The sequence below is a fragment of the Nitratidesulfovibrio oxamicus genome (genome assembly GCF_015731765.1).
GTDB lineage: Bacteria > Desulfobacterota > Desulfovibrionia > Desulfovibrionales > Desulfovibrionaceae > Cupidesulfovibrio > Cupidesulfovibrio oxamicus.
Genome location: NZ_VRYY01000221.1, coordinates 1 through 20,335 on the forward strand (window position 1 = coordinate 1; position 20,335 = coordinate 20,335).

General features: G+C 65.5%; 19 protein-coding genes, 1 tRNA gene and 1 pseudogene. 5 read left to right on the forward strand and 16 right to left on the reverse strand.

Annotated features, from left to right (window positions below):
• From FVW20_RS08660 to FVW20_RS08675, 4 genes are all read right to left on the reverse strand, one after another.
• Nucleotides 1–716: radical SAM protein (locus FVW20_RS08660; protein ID WP_196609108.1), on the reverse strand; the 716-nt coding region annotated here is incomplete at its 3' end.
• Nucleotides 703–2,376 (reverse strand): aspartate ammonia-lyase, encoded by a 1,674-nt coding sequence (locus tag FVW20_RS08665; RefSeq protein ID WP_231038983.1) that lies wholly within the window; start codon nt 2,374–2,376, stop codon nt 703–705. The genes FVW20_RS08665 and FVW20_RS08660, both read right to left, overlap by 14 nt.
• Nucleotides 2,363–3,772, reverse strand: a complete 1,410-nt coding sequence (gene hydG, locus FVW20_RS08670; protein WP_196609109.1) for a [FeFe] hydrogenase H-cluster radical SAM maturase HydG — start codon at nt 3,770–3,772, stop codon at nt 2,363–2,365. Before hydG ends, FVW20_RS08665 begins: the two co-directional genes overlap by 14 nt.
• 33 nt (nt 3,773–3,805) lie before the next feature.
• On the reverse strand, nt 3,806–4,075 hold the full coding sequence (locus FVW20_RS08675; protein WP_196609110.1) for a TM1266 family iron-only hydrogenase system putative regulator: 270 nt from the start codon (nt 4,073–4,075) through the stop codon (nt 3,806–3,808).
• A gap of 695 nt (nt 4,076–4,770) precedes the next feature.
• On the opposite strand from FVW20_RS08675, the gene FVW20_RS08680 reads away from it, so the two are divergent.
• Genes FVW20_RS08680 through FVW20_RS08690 form a run of 3 tightly spaced genes read left to right on the forward strand, consistent with a single transcriptional unit; the run spans nt 4,771 to nt 6,594 of the window.
• Complete coding sequence (locus tag FVW20_RS08680; protein WP_196609111.1) at nt 4,771–5,712, forward strand: FlgO family outer membrane protein; 942 nt, start codon at nt 4,771–4,773, stop codon at nt 5,710–5,712.
• Between the two features lie 17 nt (nt 5,713–5,729).
• A complete protein-coding gene (locus FVW20_RS08685) occupies nt 5,730–5,996 on the forward strand; it encodes a hypothetical protein (RefSeq protein ID WP_196609112.1) in 267 nt (88 codons plus the stop codon).
• Between the two features lie 22 nt (nt 5,997–6,018).
• The gene (locus tag FVW20_RS08690) at nt 6,019–6,594 is read left to right on the forward strand and encodes a FlgO family outer membrane protein (RefSeq protein WP_196609113.1); all 576 of its coding nucleotides are present in this window, start codon (nt 6,019–6,021) and stop codon (nt 6,592–6,594) included.
• A gap of 451 nt (nt 6,595–7,045) precedes the next feature.
• On the opposite strand, the gene lon is transcribed toward FVW20_RS08690, so the two are convergent.
• The 5 genes and pseudogenes from lon to FVW20_RS08715 form a co-directional block, all read right to left on the reverse strand.
• Nucleotides 7,046–9,508 (reverse strand): endopeptidase La, encoded by a 2,463-nt coding sequence (gene lon, locus FVW20_RS08695; protein WP_196609114.1) that lies wholly within the window; start codon nt 9,506–9,508, stop codon nt 7,046–7,048.
• Between the two features lie 412 nt (nt 9,509–9,920).
• Nucleotides 9,921–11,174, reverse strand: a complete 1,254-nt coding sequence (gene clpX, locus FVW20_RS08700; protein WP_196609115.1) for an ATP-dependent Clp protease ATP-binding subunit ClpX — start codon at nt 11,172–11,174, stop codon at nt 9,921–9,923.
• Between the two features lie 7 nt (nt 11,175–11,181).
• A pseudogene (clpP, locus tag FVW20_RS08705) lies at nt 11,182–11,790 on the reverse strand (ATP-dependent Clp endopeptidase proteolytic subunit ClpP); the annotation flags it as partial.
• Nucleotides 11,791–12,306: 516 nt separating this feature from the next.
• Nucleotides 12,307–13,605, reverse strand: a complete 1,299-nt coding sequence (tig, locus tag FVW20_RS08710; protein ID WP_196609116.1) for a trigger factor — start codon at nt 13,603–13,605, stop codon at nt 12,307–12,309.
• A 79-nt stretch (nt 13,606–13,684) separates the two neighbouring features.
• Nucleotides 13,685–13,769: transfer RNA gene (locus FVW20_RS08715), tRNA-Leu, on the reverse strand.
• Nucleotides 13,770–14,114: 345 nt separating this feature from the next.
• Here FVW20_RS08715 and FVW20_RS08720 point away from each other — a divergent pair.
• Nucleotides 14,115–15,077, forward strand: a complete 963-nt coding sequence (locus FVW20_RS08720) for a selenium metabolism-associated LysR family transcriptional regulator (RefSeq protein WP_196609117.1) — start codon at nt 14,115–14,117, stop codon at nt 15,075–15,077.
• Complete coding sequence (gene selD / locus FVW20_RS08725; protein WP_196609118.1) at nt 15,074–16,126, forward strand: selenide, water dikinase SelD; 1,053 nt, start codon at nt 15,074–15,076, stop codon at nt 16,124–16,126. The genes FVW20_RS08720 and selD overlap by 4 nt, the downstream gene beginning before the upstream one ends.
• 194 nt (nt 16,127–16,320) lie before the next feature.
• Here selD and rplQ read toward each other — a convergent pair whose 3' ends face one another.
• From rplQ to map, 7 genes are all read right to left on the reverse strand, one after another.
• Entirely contained in the window at nt 16,321–16,725 is a 405-nt protein-coding gene (gene rplQ / locus FVW20_RS08730; protein ID WP_196609119.1) for a 50S ribosomal protein L17, read from the reverse strand.
• A complete protein-coding gene (locus FVW20_RS08735; RefSeq protein ID WP_196609120.1) occupies nt 16,715–17,758 on the reverse strand; it encodes a DNA-directed RNA polymerase subunit alpha in 1,044 nt (347 codons plus the stop codon). Before FVW20_RS08735 ends, rplQ begins: the two co-directional genes overlap by 11 nt.
• A 12-nt stretch (nt 17,759–17,770) precedes the next feature.
• Nucleotides 17,771–18,397 carry a 30S ribosomal protein S4 gene (rpsD, locus tag FVW20_RS08740; protein WP_196609121.1) on the reverse strand — a complete coding sequence of 209 codons (627 nt, stop codon included), beginning with the start codon at nt 18,395–18,397 and terminating at the stop codon, nt 17,771–17,773.
• A gap of 16 nt (nt 18,398–18,413) precedes the next feature.
• Entirely contained in the window at nt 18,414–18,803 is a 390-nt protein-coding gene (rpsK, locus tag FVW20_RS08745; protein WP_007521058.1) for a 30S ribosomal protein S11, read from the reverse strand.
• 151 nt (nt 18,804–18,954) lie between these two features.
• Entirely contained in the window at nt 18,955–19,323 is a 369-nt protein-coding gene (gene rpsM / locus FVW20_RS08750; RefSeq protein ID WP_196609122.1) for a 30S ribosomal protein S13, read from the reverse strand.
• 17 nt (nt 19,324–19,340) lie between these two features.
• Nucleotides 19,341–19,454 (reverse strand): 50S ribosomal protein L36, encoded by a 114-nt coding sequence (gene rpmJ, locus FVW20_RS08755; RefSeq protein WP_007521055.1) that lies wholly within the window; start codon nt 19,452–19,454, stop codon nt 19,341–19,343.
• Between the two features lie 85 nt (nt 19,455–19,539).
• On the reverse strand, nt 19,540–20,334 hold the full coding sequence (gene map, locus FVW20_RS08760; RefSeq protein WP_196609123.1) for a type I methionyl aminopeptidase: 795 nt from the start codon (nt 20,332–20,334) through the stop codon (nt 19,540–19,542).
• Between the last annotated feature and the right edge of the window lies 1 nt (nt 20,335).

Here is a 20,335-nt window from a genome sequence, read left to right on the forward strand (position 1 = left end):
GCCATGCAGCGCAGGGTCAGTTCCACCGGGCCGGGCGCAGCCCCGGCCAGCGGTGTTGCGCCGTTGGGCACGAAGGGACCGGCCCCGCACATGTCCGCCGCCAGTTCGCACACCAGCAGCACGTCGTCGGCCAGCGTTTCCGGTCGCTGCCCCGGCACCCCCACGATGAACCCGCTGCCCACCTCGTAGCCCGCGTCGCGCAGGCGGCGCAGGGCCGCAAGCCGCTGGGCCAGGGTCTTGCCGGGGTGCAGGCGGGCGTACAGGGCGGCATCCGCCGTCTCGTGCTTCATCAGAAAGCGGTCCGCACCGGCGGAACGCCACAACGCGTAATCTCGCGCCGGGCGTTCGCCCACGCTCAGGGTGACGGCAAGGCCCAGCCGGGTCTTCACCGCTTCCACGATGTCGGCAAGATCGCGCGGGGGCATGCCGTAATCGTCGCCCGATTGCAGCACCACGGTGTCCGCCCCGGCAGCGGCGGCCTCGTCCGCCGCCTCCAGCACCTCCGGCAGGGACAGCCGGTAGCGGCGCACCTGCGCGTTGTCGCGGCGCAGCCCGCAGTACACGCAGTTGCGGATGCAGTGATTGGAAAACTCCACGATGCCGCGAACATGGACAACATCACCCTTGGCTTCGCGGCGCACCGCGTCTGCGCGGGCCGCAAGCTGGTCGAAGGGTGTTTCGAACAACAGGCCGAGAATCTCGTCACGATGCATCATGGCCGCCCCCGCCTGTCGCCTCGTTCGTTGTCGCGGCCATTGTCAGGGGCGTTGTTCTGCCGCTTCGAGGGCCACCATACTGCGTTGCCTGCCCGGCGGGCCTTCCCAACCGGGCCATGGCCTCGGGCGACAGCAGCGCATCCAGCGCGGCCTCGTCCAGCAGGCCGGTGTGGAGCGCCGCCTGGCGCAGGCCGCAATCCCGCTCGCGCATGACGCCGACCAGCCGGGTGGCCCCCTCGTAGCCCAGCACCGGCACCAGCGCGGTCACCGTGCCCCACGAATCGTCCACATGGCGCGCGCAGGCCGCCGCGTCCGCCCGCATGCCTTCCACGCAGCGGGTGCGGAACATGACGCAGGCGCGGGCAAGGATGGAAATGGTGTCCAGCAGCGCATCGGCCACCAGCGGCATGAAGGCGTTCAGCTCCAGTTGCCCGGCCTGCGCGGCCATGGTCAGGGCCGCGTCGTTGCCCAGCGCGCGCATGGCCGCCTGGGCCACCGCCTCGCAGATCACCGGGTTGACCTTGCCGGGCATCAGGCTGGACCCGGCCTGCACGGCGGGCAGCGCCAGTTCGCCCAGTCCCCCGCGCGGGCCGGAGGCCAGCAGCCGCAGGTCGGCGGAAATCTTCAGCAGGTTCACCGCGTGCGCTTTCAGGATGCCGGAAACCTCCACGAACACGTCGGCGTTCTGGGTGGCGTCCACCATATTCTCGGCGCGGGCAAGGCCGAGTCCGGTCACCTCGCGCAGCCGCTCCACCACCAGAAAGATGTAGTCGCGCGGGGCGGTGATGCCCGTGCCCACCGCCGTTCCGCCCAGATTGACCACGCGCAGCCGCTCCTCGCACTTGAAGATGCGCCAGCGGTCACGCGACAGGGCTTCCGCCCAGGCGGAACATTCCGCCCCCAGGGTAATGGGCACGGCATCCTGAAGCTGGGTGCGGCCCAGCTTGACCACCCCGGCAAAATCGCGTTCGCGGTCCTGAAAGGCGCGTTGCAGCGCGGCCACGGCCCGCTCCAGTTCGCGCAGGCCACGCATGGCCGCCACGCGCAACGCCGTGGGAAAGACGTCGTTGGTGGACTGGTGCAGGTTCACGTGGTCCAGCGGGCGCACCAGCCGGTACGCGCCGCGCGTGCCGCCCATGAATTCTTCCGCCCGGTTGGCCAGCACCTCGTTGACGTTCATGTTGGCCGAGGTGCCCGCGCCCCCCTGCAACGCATCCACCAGCACGTGCGCACCCAGATCGCCGTGCAGCATCTCGTCGCAGGCGGCGCACACGGCGGCGGCCACGCGGGGGTCCAGGTAGCCCAGTTCGGCATTGGCGCGGGCACAGGCCTTCTTGACCAGGGCATGCGCCTCCACGAGTCCCGGGTGGAGGCGCCGCCCGGCAACGGCGAAGTTGTCCAGAGCCCGCAGGGTGTGGATGCCGTGGTAGGCATCCGCGGGAACGGACAGTTCGCCCAGCAGGTCGTGTTCCGCGCGGACGGGTGCGTTCGCCGCGCGGGTGCACGCCCCGCAGGTATCCGAGGGCAGGTCGGCGATGCCGATCTTGCTATCCGTGCCGGTGATGCCGGCGGTGGATGGAGGGATGGCGCCCACGTCCGTTACGGACGGCACGGACGCCATGCCCTGCCCAGCAGAGGCAACGGGTTCAGCAGAAGACATCCCTGCGCCCTTCCTGCACCTTGCCCAGCATGCGTTCGGCCACGCGGCGGGTGCGGTCGTCCATGCAGCCGAGTTCGGCGGCGATGACTCCCTGGCCTACCTCGCGCTCCATGGGGCTGCCGTAGTCGATGAGGTATTCGAGGAAGGTGGACAGCGCGTTGGGAGCGCACTTTTCCTTGATCAGGCCGGGCTTGGCGAGATCCATGAAGTCCTGCCCGGTGCGGCCCAGCCGATAGCAGGCAGTACAGAACGAGGGGATGTAGCCCATCCGCCCGATGTCGGCCACGACCTCTGAAAGGCTGCGATGGTCGCCGAGCTGGAACTGGCTGGATTCGAACTTTTCGGCTTCCGTGTAGCCGCCGGGGTTGGTGCGGCTGCCCGCCGATATCTGCGATACGCCAAGGGCAAGGGTGGAATGGCGCACCTCGGCGTTTTCGCGCGTGGACATGATCAGGCCGGTGTAGGGCACGGCCAGCCGCAGGATGGCCACCAGCTTGCGGAACTCGTCGTCGGTCACGGCCTGCGGCGGACAGCTGGCCATCTCGGAACCCACGGCGGGCTCAATGCGCGGCACGCTGATGGTGTGGCAGCCCACGCCGAAGCGGTCTTCCAGATGGCGGATGTGGCTCATCAGCGCCAGGGTGTCGAACCGCCAGTCCGCCAGCCCGTACAGCACGCCCAGGCCCACGTCGTCGATGCCCGCGCGCATGGCCCGGTCCATGGCAGAGGCGCGCCAGTCGAAGTCGCGCTTCAGGCCGCCCACGTGCACGCGGGTGTAGGTGGGCCGGTGGTAGGTTTCCTGGAACAGCTGGTAGGTGCCGATGCCGCGTTCTTTCAACCGGGTGAAGTCTTCCACCGTCAGCGGGGCCACGTTGACGTTGACCCGCCGTATCTCGCCGCTTTCCTCGCGCACCGAGTACACGGCGTCGATGGCCTTCAGCACGTACTCGAAGCCTTCCCCGGGGTACGATTCGCCCGCCACCAGCAGCACCCGCTTGTGGCCCTGGCGCACCAGCACGCGGGTTTCTGCGGCCACCTCGTCCATGGACAGGGCGCGGCGGTCCAGTTCCTTGTTGGTGGCGCGGAACGCACAGTACAGACATTCGTTGGCGCACAGGTTGGAAATGTACAGCGGCGCGAACATGACCAGCCGGTTGCCGTAGATCTCTTCCTTGACCCGGCGGGCTGTGTCGAACAGTTCGTCGACAAGGCCGGGGCTTTTCACGTGCATCAGCGCTGCCACATCGTCGCGGTCCAGCCCTTCCAGTTCACGGGCCTTGGCCAGCACCTCGCGGATCTTGCCCGCATCCTCGGCGGCGTTGCGGGCCAGCGTGTCCGCGATGAGGCTGTCATCAAGCCACGAAACGTCCCTGTCGGCATCCGTTCCCTTGCCCATGGTCCTGCTCCTTCCACGGTATGGCGGCGCGGCTCATGCCGCGTCGGTAAGCAGAAGCGTCTTGATGCGCACGCCGGGGATGGCCCCCAGCCTGCCCGTCATCGCCCCCAGTTCGTCGGTGGTACCGTCCACGATCAGCGAAATGACGCCCACTCCGCGCTCCCGGTACGGCACCCCCATGCGCCCGATGACCAGTGAACCGAACTCGCTGATCACGGCATTGACCTTGTCCGCACAGGCCCCGCGGTTGCCGACCAGCAGCGCCACCACGCCCACGCGCTTGCATTGTCCGTTGGCTTGCATCGCCGCCCCGTCTCCCCCCGTCTCGTCATTTTCACCGGATACGCCGGGCGCGCCGACCGCGCCTTACCGCCGTCCATACGCCCCACCGCAGGGCATGGGGCAGCCTGCAGGGTGCGGCGCGGGGATGGCCTTGGCCCGCAACGGCGACCGCACACCCGGCACACGGGCAACCTTGCTGCGCCACTGGGAGGGTAATCCGGCCACATTCGCAAGCCTGCACGCGAAGCCGCCATTTCCGCCGCGCACCACCGTGCGCCGCACGTCACGACCTCGTGTCATGTTTTTTATTGTGACTACCCCCATGTGCTACTGATGTCAATTTCGTGCTACACTTTTCACGAAGCAACCTATCATGAAAATAGATTTCATCAATAACCGTTCCGAGTTGTTCTATCAAACAACGCAACCCGCATGGACAACGTTGCATGCACCACCGGTTGCCGCTGGCGCATGCAACGCCCGTTATCCCTTCCGCACAACCACTTGCCGCCGCCCCGCCTGAGACATGACGGGCAACCGCCCTGCCGTCGGGATTGCAACCTCAAGCTTTTCGTGTTTCCGCCGATAGGACGAACAACGAAGCATCCCGCAGGCTGCGCCCGGCCAAACGGCCAGACAGGTCAGACAGGCCAGACAGGCGTACCACGGCATGCGATGCGCGGCCCCGCGCCGCGCGGATACCACCGGAGGCAATCATGTCCCGCGAGACCCGCGAGTCACATATTCCGCAGAAGAACCCCGGCAAGGGGCAGGACAAGACGGCAAGCGCGGGCGTTGCGGCACTGGTTCGCACGGGCCCCGTTCTGACCGGATTGATCCTGGCCGGGCTGGCGTTTGCCGCCCTGCCCCTGCTGCCCCCCGGCGGTACACCCGCAATGGCCGAGATGCGCCAGTCGCAGGGTGTCCCGCCGCAGCCCGCCTCCATGACACCCCAGCCGCCGCGCCTCGGCGCGGACCCCGGCGCCCCGCTGGAGGCCAGGGAATCGGGCGAGGCCAACGTGAACGGGCAGACCATGCCCCTGTCCACGGTGGTCACCCACGACAACGGCTTCATGGTGCCCGACAATCAGGGCGGCATGTTCTGGAGCAAGGGCGCGCCCCGCCCCCAGGCGGACCCCAACTACTTGGAGGCCCGCGAATTGAAGCTGAAAGTGCGCGAACTGGTGGACCAACTGCTGGCCACGGTGCCCAACGATGCCCTGATGGGGTACATCGCCCTGCCCACGTCGTTCGTGAACCAGGACGACTTCGACGAATCGTCGTCGCTGGGCCGATACATCGCCGAGCAGTTGTTCTACGAGTTCAACCAGCGCGGCTTTCCCGTGCGCGAATACCGCCTGCCCGGCACCCTGCGCCCGCGCGAGGGCGAAGGGGAATTCCTGCTGTCGCGCAACGTGGGCGTGCTGCCCGCGCGTGAAGGGTGGGCCGTGTTCGTGGCGGGCACCTACTACCGCGACAAGTACAGCGTGTTCATCAACGCCCGGCTCATCCGCGCGGCGGACGGGCTGGTGTTGCGCACGGCGGAACTGGTGATGCCCGCCAACGGCCTGCTGGGCCGCATGTTGGCCAACACCGGGCGCAAGCTGATGGGCGGCTCCATGAACATCGGCGATTTCGACCGGACCACCCGGAAATAGCCGCGAGGAATCCTGCCATGCGTACCCCCGCCATCCTCCTGCTGCTGGCCAGCCTTGCCCTGCCCGCCCTTGCCGGGTGCGGCAGGCAGGTGGCCTCGGTGCCGGAAAGCGACGAGGCCCTGCACAACTGGCACCAGGGCCGCACCTATCAGGCCCAGGGCCGCTACGAACTGGCCCGCGAACACTACCTGCTGGCCCTTGCCGCCGCGCGCTCCGACGACGTGCGCGACGCACTGGCCCGCGAAGTGGACGTGGTGGACCGCCAGATAAAGACGCTGCGCTGACGCGGCGATTCCGGAGCATCACATGAAGCGCATCCTCGCCCTGCTCATACTGACCATAGGCCTGCTGCTGCCCCTGGCCGCGGCCGCCGCCAGCGTGCCCGAAGCCGCCGACGCCATGGCCGCGGCCATGGACGTGCAGATGGCCCGCAAACTGGGGCAGGAAGCCCCGCCCGCCAAGGGCATCAGCATCATGGTCACCACCCCGGTGGACCTTGGCGACCTGGAAGGCGCCAACGGGCTGGCCCGCCAGATGGCGGAAGAAATGTCCCGCTGGTTCGTGCAGGCGGGCTACCGGGTGCAGGAAATCCGCAAGGGCCGCACCATCCTGTTCCAGCCGGAAACGGGCGAACTGCTGCTGACCCGCAAGACGGAACTGCTGGGCACCCAGAACGTGTCCAGCGTGGCCATTCTGGCGGGCACCTACACCATCACCCCCAAGGCCGTGCGCTTCAACATGCGGCTCATCCACACCCCATCCAACGAGGTGCTGGCCATGGGCACCGCCACGGTGCCGGTTTCCGAGGAACTGCGCCCGCTGCTGGTGGACGCCTCGCGCCTTGGTCCCATCCGGCCCAGCGTGGGCACCAGCCTGCGCTGACACACAAATTCCGACGCCCGGCCCCGCGCGCCAGCGGGGCCAGGGCCCGGGCACCACGCCCAGGATACGGACCGCCCCGCCCTGCCGTTCAGGACGGGGCGGCTCCTATTTCGGGGAGCAGTTATCTGTTTGCCTCCGGCGGGCAGGACGGCAGCCCATATGCGACAACGCAAAAGACCGGCCCATGCGAACATGAGCCGGTTTTGGCGGGATGGTTATCGTGCCCCACCCCCAACTGAAAGGTTTGGGAGGAGCGGCAGCCGTTACAGGAGCGTGAAGCGCGAGTGTTACGGCTGGCGACAGCAAAGATTGGGGGGCCGGGGGAAGGAACCTTTTGCGACAGCCGTTAGGTGAGCGCGAAGCGCGAACCTTACGGATGGCGACCGCAGAGCGTCAAAAGGTTCCTTCCCCCGGTTATTCTTACATCAAATCACCCTTACTACCACGCCGCCTAGTGCGCCGTGGATACGGGCGGGGTCACGTCGCAGCCCGCGCCTTCGCGCAGGGTGCGGAAGAGCGGCAGGCCTTCGTCGGCGCGACCGGAGAAGATGGCTTCGGCCTCGCTTTCCAGGGCCAGGGGCAGCACTTCGTCCACGTGGTCCACGAAGGTGATGGTCAGGTCCTTGAGGATTTCGTCGGGGACGTCCTTGAGGTCCTTCTTGTTGTCACGCGGCACGAGCACCTTGGTGATCAGACCCCGGTGCGCGGCCAGCAGCTTTTCGCGCAGGCCGCCGATGGGCAGCACGCGACCGCGCAGGGTGATCTCGCCGGTCATGGCCACGTCGTTGCGCACGGGCACGCCGAGCAGCGCCGAGACCAGCGAGGTGGCCAGGGTGATGCCTGCCGAGGGGCCATCCTTGGGGGTGGCGCCTTCGGGCACGTGCACGTGGATGTCGATGTCCTTGTGGAAGTCGCTGCGCAGGCCGAACATGTTGGACCGCGAGCGCACGTAGGACAGGGCGGCCTTGGCCGATTCGGTCATGACGTCGCCGAGCTTGCCGGTGATGACCACCTTGCCGGTACCGGGCATGAGGGCGGTTTCCACCATCAGCAGTTCGCCGCCCAGTTCAGTCCAGGCAAGGCCGGTGGTCACGCCCACCTGCGCGTTGGCCTCGCGCTCGCCGTAGCGGAACTTCTTCACGCCCAGGAACTGGGACAGGTTCTGCCGGGTGACGGTGACGGTCTTGTCCAGGTCGTCGGCCTCGACGATCTGCATGGCCACCTTGCGGCACACGCCCGCCAGTTCGCGCTCGAGGTTACGCACGCCGGCCTCGCGGGTGTAGGTGCGGATCATCTCCAGCACGGCGTTGTCCGACATCTTCACGTTCTCGGGCTTGATGCCGTGCGCCTCGATCTGCTTGGGCAGCAGGAATTCACGCGCGATGCGGCGCTTTTCCGTTTCGAGGTAGCCGGGCAGCCGGATGATTTCCATGCGGTCCTGCAACGGCAGGGGGATGGAATGCAGGCTGTTGGCCGTGGTGATGAAGAACACCTGCGACAGGTCGTAGTCCATGTCCAGGTAATGGTCGTTGAAGGTATTGTTCTGCTCGGGGTCCAGCACTTCCAGCAGGGCGGCGGAAGGGTCGCCCCGGAAGTCCATGCTCATCTTGTCGATTTCGTCCAGGCAGAACAGGGGGTTGTTGAACTTCACCCGCTTCAGCGACTGGATGATCTTGCCGGGCAGCGCACCCACGTAGGTGCGGCGATGGCCGCGGATTTCGGCTTCGTCGCGCACGCCGCCAAGGGAAAGACGCACGAACTCGCGGCCCGTGGCCTTGGCCACGGATTTCGCCAGCGAGGTCTTGCCCACGCCGGGGGGGCCGACAAGGCACAGGATGGGGCCCTTCAGGCGGTTCACCAGCTTCTGCACGGCCAGGTACTCAAGGATGCGCTCCTTGGGCTTTTCCAGGCCGTAGTGGTCGGCGTCGAGAACCGTACGGGCCTTCTCGATGTCGATCTCGGTTTCCTTCAGGGTGTTCCACGGCAGGTCGAGGATCCAGTCCACGTAGTTGCGCACCACGGTGTACTCGGCGGACGAAGGGGGCATCTGGCGCAGCTTCTTCATCTCGCGCAGGGCCTTCTCGCGCGCCTCGTCGGGCATGTTCTTTTCCGCCAGGCGCTGTTCAAGCTCGTTGACCTCGGCCTGGGGGTCTTCCTCGCGGCCCATCTCCTTGTGGATGGCCTTGATCTGCTCGTTCAGGTAGTACTCGCGCTGGTTGCGCTCCATCTGGTTCTTGACGCGGTTCTTGATGCGCTTTTCCATGGACGAGATGGCGATCTCGCCCTGGAGCAGCTCGTACACCTTTTCAAGGCGCACCACCGGGTCTTCCAGTTCCAGCACTTCCTGCTTCTTGCGATAGTCCACCTTCAGGTGGGGCATCACCGCGTCGGCGAGGCGACCCGCCGTGTTGATGGCGGTGATGGCCAGCAGGGTTTCCTGCGCCAGCTTCTTGTTGATCTTGCTGTATTCCTCCAGGGCCTCCTGCGTGGCGCGCACCAGCGCCTCCGACTCGGCGGTCAGGGCGTCGGATTCGCGCAGGGGCAGGATGGAGGCGCGGGGAAATTCGCCCTCGCCTTCTTCGCCAAGGGCTTCCCAGCGGGCGCGGTACAAGCCCTCGAACAGCACCTTGATGGTGCCGTCGGGCAGTCGCAGCAACTGCAGTATCTTGCTGACGGTGCCGACCTCGAACAGGTCCTCGCCGCCGGGCTTTTCCACTTCGGGCTCGCGCTGGGCCACCAGGAATATCTTCTTGCCGTAATCGGAGATGGCGTTCTCGATGGCCCGGATGGACGCCTCGCGCCCCACGAACAGGGGCACGATGGAGCGCGGGAACATCACCACCTCGCGCAGCGACATCAGCGGCAGGTCCAGAACGGGACGGGCCTTTTCGCCATCAACGTCGAAATCGCTCATTCATTCCTCCAGAACGGCGGCAGGAGCCGCCGGGTGCCCGCGCGCCGGAAGGGGGCGCGGGAGCCCCGCATGCGAGACGGGGCGCAATGCACACAAACTAGTGTCCCGATTCCCGTTGTCAACGCATCCACCGATGGACCGCCGGGGGATTGCCGTGGTTCCCTGCGGGGTACCGCACGAAAATCCGCAGTTGACGCCAGGCCGGATGGCCGATGCACGGATGACCGCATGGAAAGTTTCCCCAAATGCGGGGGTAAGGGGCGGACTCCGGCGACGGGGCCGACGGGTTGCCCATGGGCGTCAGGGGCTTTAGGGGCTTTAGGGGCGTCAGGGGCGTCAGGGAACCGCATCCGCACGGGTGCGGGACAAAACCATGACGGCGCGGCCCTTGCGGACCGCGCCGTTGCATTCACTAGGAGCCGGTCTTGGCCTCGGTGTGGTAGATCATCACCGGTTCGCGGCTTTTCTCCACCACGGCGCGGTTGATGACGCACTCCTTGATGTCCTGCTGCGAGGGCAGCTTGTACATGATGTCAAGCATCACCGATTCCATGACGTTGCGCAGGCCGCGCGCGCCGGTCTTGCGTTCGATGGCCTGGGTGGCGATGCTCTTCAGCGCGTTGGCGGTGAAGCGCAGGTTCACCTTGTCCAGTTCGAACAGCTTCTGGTACTGGCGCACCAGCGCGTTCTTGGGCTCGGTAAGGATGCGCACCAGGTCGTCCTCGCTCAGCTCCTCCACGTGGGTGACCACGGGGATGCGGCCCACGAACTCGGGAATCAGGCCGAACTTGACGAGGTCGTTCGGATGCACCTGGCCCAGCAGTTCGCCGAAGGGCAGATCCTTGCGGGTGGCCACCTTGGCGCCGAAGCCCATGGCCCCGCCGCCGATGCGCTGCCCGATCAGCTTGTCCAGCCCGATGAACGCCCCGCCGAGGATGAACAGGATGTTCGAGGTGTCCATCCTGATGAATTCCTGCTGCGGGTGCTTGCGCCCGCCCTTGGGCGGGATGTTGGCCTCTGTGCCTTCGATGATCTTCAAGAGGGCCTGCTGCACCCCTTCGCCCGACACGTCGCGGGTGATGGAGGGGCCGTCGCCCTTGCGGGAGATCTTGTCGATTTCATCGATGTAGATGATGCCCTTGGACGCCGCCTCGATGTCGTAGTCGGCGTTCTGGAGCAGCTGGACCAGGATGTTCTCCACGTCCTCGCCCACGTAGCCGGCTTCCGTCAGGGTGGTGGCGTCGGCAATGGCGAAGGGCACCTTCAGCACGCGGGCCAGGGTTTTCGCCAGCAGGGTCTTGCCGCTGCCGGAAGGACCGATGAGCAGGATGTTGCTCTTTTCCAGCTCCACCTCGCCGCCAAGGGCGCTGGCGAAGAAGACCCGCTTGTAGTGGTTGTGCACCGCCACGGACAGTATCTTCTTGGCCTGGTGCTGGCCGATCACGTATTCGTCTAGCTTGGCCTTGATCTCGGCGGGGGTGAGCAGCTTGCCCTCTTCCACCGTTTCGGTGATGTGCTCCTGCGCGATGATCTCGTTGCACAACGAGACGCATTCGTCGCAGATGTAGACGCCGGGCCCGGCAATGAGGCGCTGCACGGCGTCCTGCCCCTTGCCGCAGAAGGAACAACGCAGCTCGCGTTCCGAGCCGCCCTTGGTATTGGCCATGATGTACCTACTTCGCTTGGTTCTGCGTGGCATCCCGCCGCGAGGTGAGGATGCTGTCGATGATGCCGTATTCCTTGGCCTCGGCGGGTCCCATGAAGTAATCACGCTCGGTGTCGTCGGCAACCCGCTCCACGGGCTGGCCGGTGTGGCGGGCCATGATTTCGTTCAGGTTGGCCTTCATGCGCAGCACTTCGCGGGCATGGATGTCGATGTCGCTGGCCTGGCCGTGAAAGCCGCCCGAGGGCTGATGGATCATGATGCGGCTGTTGGGCAGCGCGTGGCGCATGCCGGGGGCACCGGCGGCCAGCAGCAGCGCGCCCATGCTGGCGGCCTGGCCCAGGCACAGGGTGGCCACGGGCGAGGTGATGTACTGCATGGTGTCGTAGATGGCCATGCCCGCCGTCACCGAGCCGCCCGGCGAGTTGATGTACAGGTAGATTTCCTTCTCGGGGTTTTCCGATTCGAGGAACAGCAGCTGCGCGCAGATGAGCGAGGCGACCTGATCGTCGATGGGGGTGCCGAGCAGGATGATACGATCCTTCAGCAAGCGCGAATAGATGTCGTAGGCGCGTTCTGAACGGCCCGAGGTCTCGATGACTATGGGAACTGGCATGTGCCTCTCCTGCGTGTATCGGCGTGAACTGTCGCGCGCCGCGCGTGCTGCCGTGTGCGTTGGTGATGCCGGGTCCGGGCTGGTGGTGGATTCCGGAGCACGGGCCCGGGGTACGGGTTCCGCCGCCAGCCCGCCAATCGACCGGGTTCGTGATGTTGGCGCGCACCCGGCGACTGCGCGTGCCGCATCGCCTCCGGAGATGTCCTGACATGTCCGGAACGACCGCCGGGGCGGATGCGTGGGCGGCGCGAAACTGACGTGTTGCCCAAAGGATAGCAGAAGACCGCCCAGCACCACAAGAAGCCCGTGACGGCCCGGCCTCCCGGCTGCACGTCTGCACTCCGGGGGCGGGGCGCTCGCGCAGTGCGACTTTCATCCTTCTTGTCGGCTGAAAGCCGCGATGCTTTACGAACCACCCCGCGAAAACAAAGGCAGGGAAGGTGCGGGTGCACCCCCCCTGCTCCGAACGTGCGTGCATGAACCGGGCAGGCCGGTTCGCGTGCTCGGGCCAAGCAGCCGCTACTTCGCGGCGGGCTCCACCTCGGTCACGGCGGCCTTCTCGTAGATGGCGTCCATGGCCTTGTCGGCCAGCATGCGGTCGCGCAGCGAGAAGATCAGGTTGTTCTTGATGTAGTGGTCCTTCAGGGCATTGTAGTCCTGGCTGGAGCGCATGGCGATCTGCTGGATCTGGGCGTCGATCTCCTGCTCGTTCACTTCCACGCCTTCCTTGCGGGCGGCTCGCAGCAGGAATATCTGGGTGCGGGTCACCTGCTCGGCTTCGGGGCGCACTTCGGCGCGCAGTTCCTCGGGCTTCTTGCCCAGGGATTCCATGCTCTTGCCCTGGCGTTCCAGCTTGGAGCGCATGTCGTCCAGCAGATGACCGACATACATGTCCACCATGGATTCGGGCAGGGGGAAGTCCACAATCTTCAGCAGCTTGTCCAGCATGGTCTTCTGGGCGGTGGCCTTCACCAGCTGGGTGCGGCTTTGCATGTAGGAAGAGGTGACCGCCTCGCGCATCTTGTCCATGGACTCGAAGCCGCCGGCCTTCTGGGCCAGGTCGTCGTTGGCCTCGGGCAGGCGGCGTTCCTTCACGGCGTGCACCTTGACCTTGACGGTCAGGCTCTTGCCCGCAAAGTCGGGGTTGATGAAGTCCGCCGGAAAATTCAAGGGGCCTTCGCCCTCCTGGCCGGGGGCCAGGGTCTTCACCAGGTTCTCGAAGTCTTCCAGGGCCTGGCGGTCGCCAAGGTTCATCTGGAAGTTTTCGGCGCTGATGCCTTCGACGGGCTGGCCGTTTTCGAAGGCGGCAAAGTCCAGCACCACCACGTCGCCGTCCTTGCCGGGGCGCGCTTCGGCCACGGGCACAAGTTCGGCCATGTTGGTGCGGATGCGGGTGATGACTTCATCCACTTCCTTCTCGTCCACCACGGCCTTTTCCTGCTCCACGGCAAAGCCGTCGTAGTCGGGCAGGTCGAATTCGGGCAGCACTTCGAAGGAGATGCTGTATTCAAAGGGGGTGCCGCGTTCCAGTTGCCCGCCGTCGAAGTCGATGCGCGAAATGGGGTTGGCGTCCAGCGCCGTCATCACCTCATTGATATGCACGTTGACGAGGTCCTGGGTGGCCTCGTTGTAGATTTCCTTGCGGAAGCGGCTTTCGACCAGGTTCGAGGGCACCTTGCCCTTGCGGAACCCGTCGAGGCTCATGTTGGTGCGGTACATGGCGATGGCGGCGGACAGGGCGGCCTCCACCTCTTCAACCGGCACCGAGATGTTGACCTTTTTCTTGACCGGGGAAATATCTTCGACGGTATATTCCATGGTGCTGCGCTCCTTGTGAAAGTCTGTTTGTGCCCTGCGCCCCGGCCCGCCCCGTGGCGGGAAAGCGGCGCGGCGGCGCTGGTGCCGGGGGCGGGGATTGAACCCGCACGGTGTGAACCACTGGCTTCTAAGACCAGCGCGTATACCAGTTCCGCCACCCCGGCAGTGCGACGGCGCGATCCTGGCCGCCAGCCCGACGCCCTCGCCGTGCGGCAGTGCGCATTGCGGAAGGAGGCCTGACGACGGTTCGGCAACGCTTCGGAAAGCCCGCTCCTTTACCATTTGTGCCAGCAGAGCGCAAGCCTGTGCCGGGACAGCCGCGTCACACTGGAACGGGTACCACGCGCCCGCAGGATCGGGCGTGTCCGGCCCTTTTCCCCCATGCCCCCCCCCCCCCCCCCACGGCACTCCCGCGCCTGCCGCACGGCATCCAAGGAACACATGAGAAAGATGGTTTCCAACCCGCCAGCTTTCTTGACGTATCGCTTTCATCAATATACACAATCAGCATGCTGGATTTCAGAAGACTCGAAGCGTTCTGCAAGGTTTACGAACTGCGCAGCTTCTCGCGGGCCGGGGCGGACCTGTTCCTGTCCCAACCCACCATCAGCGCGCATGTCCTTGCACTGGAAAAGGAACTGGGCGTGCGCCTGCTGGACCGCATGGGTCGGCAGGTGCTGCCCACGCCCGCCGGAGAAGTGCTGTACCGGCGCGCGTCGGAGGCGTTCGCCAGCCTTGCCGCCGCAGAGGCCGAAATCGGCCAGTTGCGCGACGAGGTAAGCGGCGACCTTGTGGTAGGCGGCAGCACCATACCCGCGCACCACGTCCTGCCGGATGTCATCGCCGGGTTCGTGCGCACCTACCCCGCAGTGCGCGTGCACCTGCGCGTGGGCGACACGGCGGACATCGTGCAGCGCGTGACCGACGGCGAACTGATGCTGGGCCTTGTGGGCGCGGTGGATTCGCACCCCGATCTGGTGTTCGAACCGCTGGTGGACGATGAACTGGTGGTGGTGGCCGCGCCGGAACTGGCGGGCGGAAGGCGACACGTCCAGACGGAGGAACTGGCCCAGTGGCCGTGGGTCATGCGCGAGGCCGGGTCCGGCACCCGGCGCACCTTTGCCGAGGCGCTGGCCGTCGCAGGCATGGACGTGCGGCGGCTGCCGGTGGCCCTGGTGGTGGACAGCACCCAGGCTGTCGTGCAGTACGTGCGCGCGGGCCTTGGCGTCAGCGCCACCTCGCGCCTGGCCGTGGCCGAAAGCATCGCCCGTGGCGAACTGGTGGAACTGCAACTGGACGATTGCCGTCCGGCGCGCCAGTTCCACTCGGTACGCCATGCCCGGCGACACCAGTTCCCGGCGGCGGTGGCCTTTGCCGCCTACCTCGGCGAGCATACCCGCCACCTGCGCAACGGCCATGCAACGGGCGCCGAGGCAGGCAACAGCAAGACCCGTCACAAGGACAAGGCATGAGCCGCATCCGTCTGGTCGATTCGGTCAAGGCCGCCGGTTGAGCCGCCAAGGTGGCTCCGGGGGACCTGGAGCGCATCCTGGCGGGGCTGCCGCGCGACCCGTCCGTCGAAGACAGGGTCATCGTGGGCACGCGGCACAACGAGGACGCGGCCGTGGTGCGCCTGCCCGGTGGGCAATCCATCGTGCAGACGCTGGATTTCTTCACGCCCATCGTCAACGACCCATACCGCTTCGGGCGCATCGCCGCAGCCAACGCCCTGTCCGATGTCTACGCCATGGGCGGCGAGCCGTGGTGCGCCATGAACATCGTCTGCTTTCCGGTGAAGCGGCTGCCGGAATCCATCCTGGCCGACATCCTGCGCGGCGGGTCCGACGCGTTGCGAGAGGCGGGCGCTGCGCTGGTGGGCGGCCACAGCGTTGAAGACGACGAAATCAAGTACGGACTGTCCGTCACCGGCCTCATCGATCCAGAGGCCATCGCCTCCAACGCCGGGTTGCGCACAGGCGACCGGCTGCTGCTTACCAAGCCGCTGGGCACCGGCATTCTGGCCACAGCCGTCAAGGCCAACTGGCCCGGTTGCGACGCCCACGAGGAAGAACTGTTCCGCTGGGCTTCGCGCCTGAACAAGGGCGCGGGCCGAGTGATCCGCGAGTTGCGCCTGAAGGCTGCCACCGACGTCACCGGCTTCGGCCTTGGCGGGCACTGCCTGGAAATGGCCGGGGCCTCCGGGGTCACCGTGGCCCTCGACACCGCCGCCCTGCCCGTGCTGCCCGGTGTGCTGGAACTGGCGGCCATGGGGCTGGTCCCGGAAGGCAGCCACGCCAACCGCGCGTACTGCCACAAGCACGTGCATACGGCACCCGGCGTCAGCCCGGTGCTGGCCGACGTGGCCTTCGACGCCCAGACTTCGGGCGGCATGGTGCTGGCCGTGGCGCCTGACCAGGTGGACCGGGCGACGGCGCTGCTGGCCGAAACCGGTGACCCTGCCTACCCCGTTGGCGAAGTGCTGGAGGCGCTGCCCGGCGGCGTGCGACTGGTGCTGCGCTAGCAGGCACGGCGCAGCAGCCCCTTACCGCCCGGCCTCGGCGGGCAGCGCGCCCTGCCCCCCCCCCAACACGCCACATGCACCGGAAATGAACAAGGGCCGCCCAGGACGGGGCGGCCTTTCTCATTCGAAATAAAAAACGGGGCGAACCCTGCGGTCCGCCCCGTTGATGTGCATGATGCCGAAGGCGTTCCCGATTACTCGGCGGCCTTCTTTTCTTCCGCCGGAGCTTCCGCAGCGGCGGGCTGGTGGGTCAGTTCGATGACCGCCAGCGGGGCGTTGTCGCCCTTGCGGGGCAGGCCCAGCTTCACCACGCGGGTGAAGCCGCCGGACACGCCGACAAAGGCGGGGCCGATCTCGTCGAACAGACGCTTGACCAGCTGGTGCGAAGCCAGCACGTCGTACGCCAGGCGGCGGGAGTGCAGGTCGTTGCGCAGGGCCAGGGTGATCAGCGGTTCGACGATGCGGCGCAGTTCCTTGGCCTTGGTCTCGGTCGTGCGGATCTTGCCGTAAGTCAGCAGGGCCTTGGCCATGTTGCGGAACAGGGCCTTCCGGTGGGACGGCGTTCTGCCCAGCTTCTTGCCGGAATTGCTATGCCTCATTTTGCTGCTTCCTCTTCCATTCCTGGTATTTCTTCTCGAAGCCGTCGACCTTCATGCCGAAGTCCAGGCTCATGTCGCACAGCACCCGCTTGATTTCATCAAGGGACTTGCGACCGAAGTTCTTGGTCTTCAGCATTTCGTTCTCGGACTTCTGAACCAGTTCGCCCACCAGGGTGATGTTGGCGCTCTTCAGGCAGTTGGTGGCCCGCACGGACAGCTCAAGCTCGTCGATCCCCTTGAACAGGTTCTCGTTAAGATCGCTGCTGCCCGACGAATTGCCGGAACTTTCACCCGAAATGCGCTCATCGAAGTTGATGAAGACGGAAATCTGGTCCTTGATGATCTTTGCACTGTAGGCAATCGCATCTTCGGGGGTCACGGACCCATCGGTCCAGACCTCGATGATGAGCTTGTCGTAGTTGGTCATCTGGCCGACGCGAGCCTGCTCCACCGTGTAGGCGACCTTGCGGACCGGGGCGAAGCTGGAGTCCAGCTTGATCAGCCCGATCTCTTCGCTGAGGCCTTCGTGCATGTCCGCGGGCACGTAGCCCTTGCCCATGCGCACCTCGAACTCGAAGGTGAGTTCCAGGTCTTCGGTCAGCGTGGCGATGTGCAGGTCGGGGTTGAGGACCATCACGTGCTGGTTGGTCTTGATGTCGCCGGCCTTCACCGCGCCCTTCTTGTTCACGGAAAGCTCCAGGAACTGGGGCTCGTCCGTGTCCATGGCAAGACGCACCTGCTTCAGGTTGAGGACGATGTCGGTCACGTCCTCGAGCACGCCGGGAATGGTGGTGAACTCGTGCTGCACGCCCGAGACCTTCACCGATACGAACGCCGCGCCCTGAAGCGACGACAGCAGAACCCGACGCAGCGCATTGCCGATGGTGGTGCCGTAGCCACGTTCGAGCGGTTCGCACACGAACTTGCCGTACATGGCATCGACCGGGTCGCTGTCCCGGGTGATCTGTTCGGGCTTCACCAGCTCCGACCAGTTCCGGGTGTTGATAAGCCTGTCGCCTTGTTTGATGAGCATGCTCACACCCGCTTATTTGGAGTAAAGCTCGACAATCAGGTGTTCGTTGATCGGGAACTGAATGTCTTCGCGCTGCGGCAGGGCCTTGACCGTGCCCTTGAAGTTCGGACCGTCCACTTCCAGCCACGAGGGGCAGCCGCGACGGGCGATGACTTCCTGGGCCTCGGCGATCACGGGGATCTTGCGGCTGGCTTCGGGCACTTCGATGATGTCGCCAACGCGAACCTGCATCGAGGGAATGTTCGCCTTGCGGCCGTTCAGCGTGAAGATGCCGTGGCGCACCAGCTGACGCGCCTGCTGGCGCGAGTTGGCGAAACCGAGACGGTAGATCACGTTGTCGAGGCGGCGTTCGAGAATGGCCAGCAGGTTGGCGCCGGTCACGCCCTTGGCCATGTCGGCCTTGTGGAAGTAACCGCGGAACTGGCGTTCAAGAACGCCATACACGCGACGGACCTTCTGCTTCTCGCGCAGCTGGACGGCGTAATCGCTCACCTTCTTGCGGGCACGGCCATGCTGACCGGGCGCGTAAGGACGACGGTCGTACGCGCACTTGTCGGTGTAGCAGCGGTCGCCCTTGAGGAAAAGCTTGGTGCCTTCACGCCGGCACATCCGGCACTTTGCGTCATTGTACTTAGCCAAGGCTGGATCCTCCTAACTAGACGCGGCGCCGCTTGGGCGGACGGCAGCCGTTGTGGGGAATCGGGGTGATGTCACGGATGAAGGCGACCTTGAAGCCCGCGGCATTGACTGCGCGCATGGCGGCTTCACGGCCGGAGCCGGGGCCCTTGACGTAGATGCCCACGGTACGCATGCCGTGATCCTGGGCACGCTTGGCCGCCTGTTCGGCAGCCACCTGCGCGGCGAACGGGGTGCTCTTGCGCGAGCCCTTGAAACCGCTCTGCCCGGCGCTGGCCCAGCTGATGGTGTTTCCCCGCGTGTCCGTGAAGGTCACGATGGTGTTGTTGAACGTCGCCTGAATGTGAACAATCCCGACCGGGACGTTCTTCTTCTCTTTCTTTTTGACCGTACGCTTGGGTCTTGCCATGACTTACTCTCTGCGGACTAGAATTAGGGGGCTTGCAGCCGGAACCTCAAAACGAGCTCAGTCATGACAGAGCCGTGCCGCGCTGGCCACCGGGAAATTTGCTTGCCCTGGCGACGCAGGTGAGATTCCACGCCTTTGTGCTAGCCTTGGATTACTTCTTCTTGCCGACAGCGCCGCGACGCGGGCCCTTGCGGGTGCGGGCGTTGGTATGGGTGCGCTGACCGTGAACCGGCAAACCGCGACGATGACGCAGGCCGCGGTAGCAGCCAACGTCCATCAGACGCTTGATGTTGCTGGAAATCTCACGACGGAGATCGCCTTCAACCTTGTGGTTCTGCTCGAGTTCCTTACGGATTTCGTTGACCTCGTCGGCGCTCAGGTCGTCGATGTTCCGGCTCCAGTCGACGCCGGTAACATCAAGAATCTGAAGCGCAGTAGTGCGCCCGATACCGTAGATATAGGTAAGGGCGATGTCAACGCGCTTGCCACGGGGCAGATCGACACCTGCAATTCTGGCCACTGTTTACTCCTGACGGCTTAGCCCTGGCGCTGCTTGTGCCGGGGGTTGTCGCAAATGACCCTGAGAATGCCCCGGCGGCGGATAACCTTGCACTTGGGGCACATCTTCTTGACGGAAGGCCTGACTTTCATGTTCGACTCCGTTGTTTGTCTTTGGCCCGACATGACGGAAGAGCAACGTCGGAACAGGGGTGCATATCACCCCTACCGGCGCCCGTCAACCGGCAAGTCGCGCCGCCTCTGCCTGCGACAGGCTGAGAATGATCGGCCCGTCCGGCGTGATGGCCACGCTGTGTTCGAAGTGGGCAGACAGCTGGCGGTCGCGGGTAACCGCGGTCCAGTTGTCGGCAAGGATTTCCACCTCGTACGTACCCACGGTGACCATCGGTTCGATGGCCAGCACCATGCCGGGTTTCAGGGGCACGCCCGGCATGCCGCGCGGCACGAAGTTGGGAATTTCTGGCTTCTCGTGCAGCGAACGGCCAATGCCATGCCCCACGAACCTGCGCACAACCCCGAAACCGGCCGCTTCGACATGCCGTTGCACGGCTGCCGAAATGTCGTACAGGGAGTTGCCCACCCGCGCCTCTGCAATGCCCGCAAAGAGCGATTCGCGCGTTACGCGGATGAGTCGCTCGGCCTCGTCGCTCACCGTCCCCACCGGATAGGTGCGGGCGGAGTCGCCGTAGAAGCCGTCGTACACGACCCCCATGTCGAAGCTGACGATGTCCCCTTCCTGGAGAATCCGCTTCGACGAGGGAAAGCCATGCACAACCTCTTCGTTCACCGAGCAGCACAGGGCAAACGGAAACCCGTGATACCCCTGAAAGGCCGGGCGGACGCCGTGCTTGCGGCATTCCGCCTGGGCCAGCTCTTCGAAATGCATCGTCGACACGCCCGGGCGAACGTGTTCACCCAGAATATCCAGTATCGTGGCAACGATTCGATTGGCCTCCCGAAGGAGGCCAATCTCGTTGTCATTCTTGATGAAGACACCGCGAAACTTCTTCAAC

What these genes read in the sequence shown, in the direction of transcription:
- rpmJ (WP_007521055.1), bottom strand. Translation starts at nt 19,454, where the DNA reads ATGAAAGTCAGGCCTTCCGTCAAGAAGATGTGCCCCAAGTGCAAGGTT.
- rpsK (WP_007521058.1), bottom strand. Translation starts at nt 18,803, where the DNA reads ATGGCAAGACCCAAGCGTACGGTCAAAAAGAAAGAGAAGAAGAACGTC.
- FVW20_RS08665 (WP_231038983.1), bottom strand. Translation starts at nt 2,376, where the DNA reads ATGTCTTCTGCTGAACCCGTTGCCTCTGCTGGGCAGGGCATGGCGTCC.
- lon (WP_196609114.1), bottom strand. Translation starts at nt 9,508, where the DNA reads ATGAGCGATTTCGACGTTGATGGCGAAAAGGCCCGTCCCGTTCTGGAC.
- FVW20_RS08680 (WP_196609111.1), top strand. Translation starts at nt 4,771, where the DNA reads ATGTCCCGCGAGACCCGCGAGTCACATATTCCGCAGAAGAACCCCGGC.
- FVW20_RS08690 (WP_196609113.1), top strand. Translation starts at nt 6,019, where the DNA reads ATGAAGCGCATCCTCGCCCTGCTCATACTGACCATAGGCCTGCTGCTG.
- tig (WP_196609116.1), bottom strand. Translation starts at nt 13,605, where the DNA reads ATGGAATATACCGTCGAAGATATTTCCCCGGTCAAGAAAAAGGTCAAC.
- FVW20_RS08720 (WP_196609117.1), top strand. Translation starts at nt 14,115, where the DNA reads ATGCTGGATTTCAGAAGACTCGAAGCGTTCTGCAAGGTTTACGAACTG.
- hydG (WP_196609109.1), bottom strand. Translation starts at nt 3,772, where the DNA reads ATGGGCAAGGGAACGGATGCCGACAGGGACGTTTCGTGGCTTGATGAC.
- FVW20_RS08685 (WP_196609112.1), top strand. Translation starts at nt 5,730, where the DNA reads ATGCGTACCCCCGCCATCCTCCTGCTGCTGGCCAGCCTTGCCCTGCCC.
- rplQ (WP_196609119.1), bottom strand. Translation starts at nt 16,725, where the DNA reads ATGAGGCATAGCAATTCCGGCAAGAAGCTGGGCAGAACGCCGTCCCAC.
- clpX (WP_196609115.1), bottom strand. Translation starts at nt 11,174, where the DNA reads ATGGCCAATACCAAGGGCGGCTCGGAACGCGAGCTGCGTTGTTCCTTC.
- FVW20_RS08675 (WP_196609110.1), bottom strand. Translation starts at nt 4,075, where the DNA reads ATGCAAGCCAACGGACAATGCAAGCGCGTGGGCGTGGTGGCGCTGCTG.
- FVW20_RS08735 (WP_196609120.1), bottom strand. Translation starts at nt 17,758, where the DNA reads ATGCTCATCAAACAAGGCGACAGGCTTATCAACACCCGGAACTGGTCG.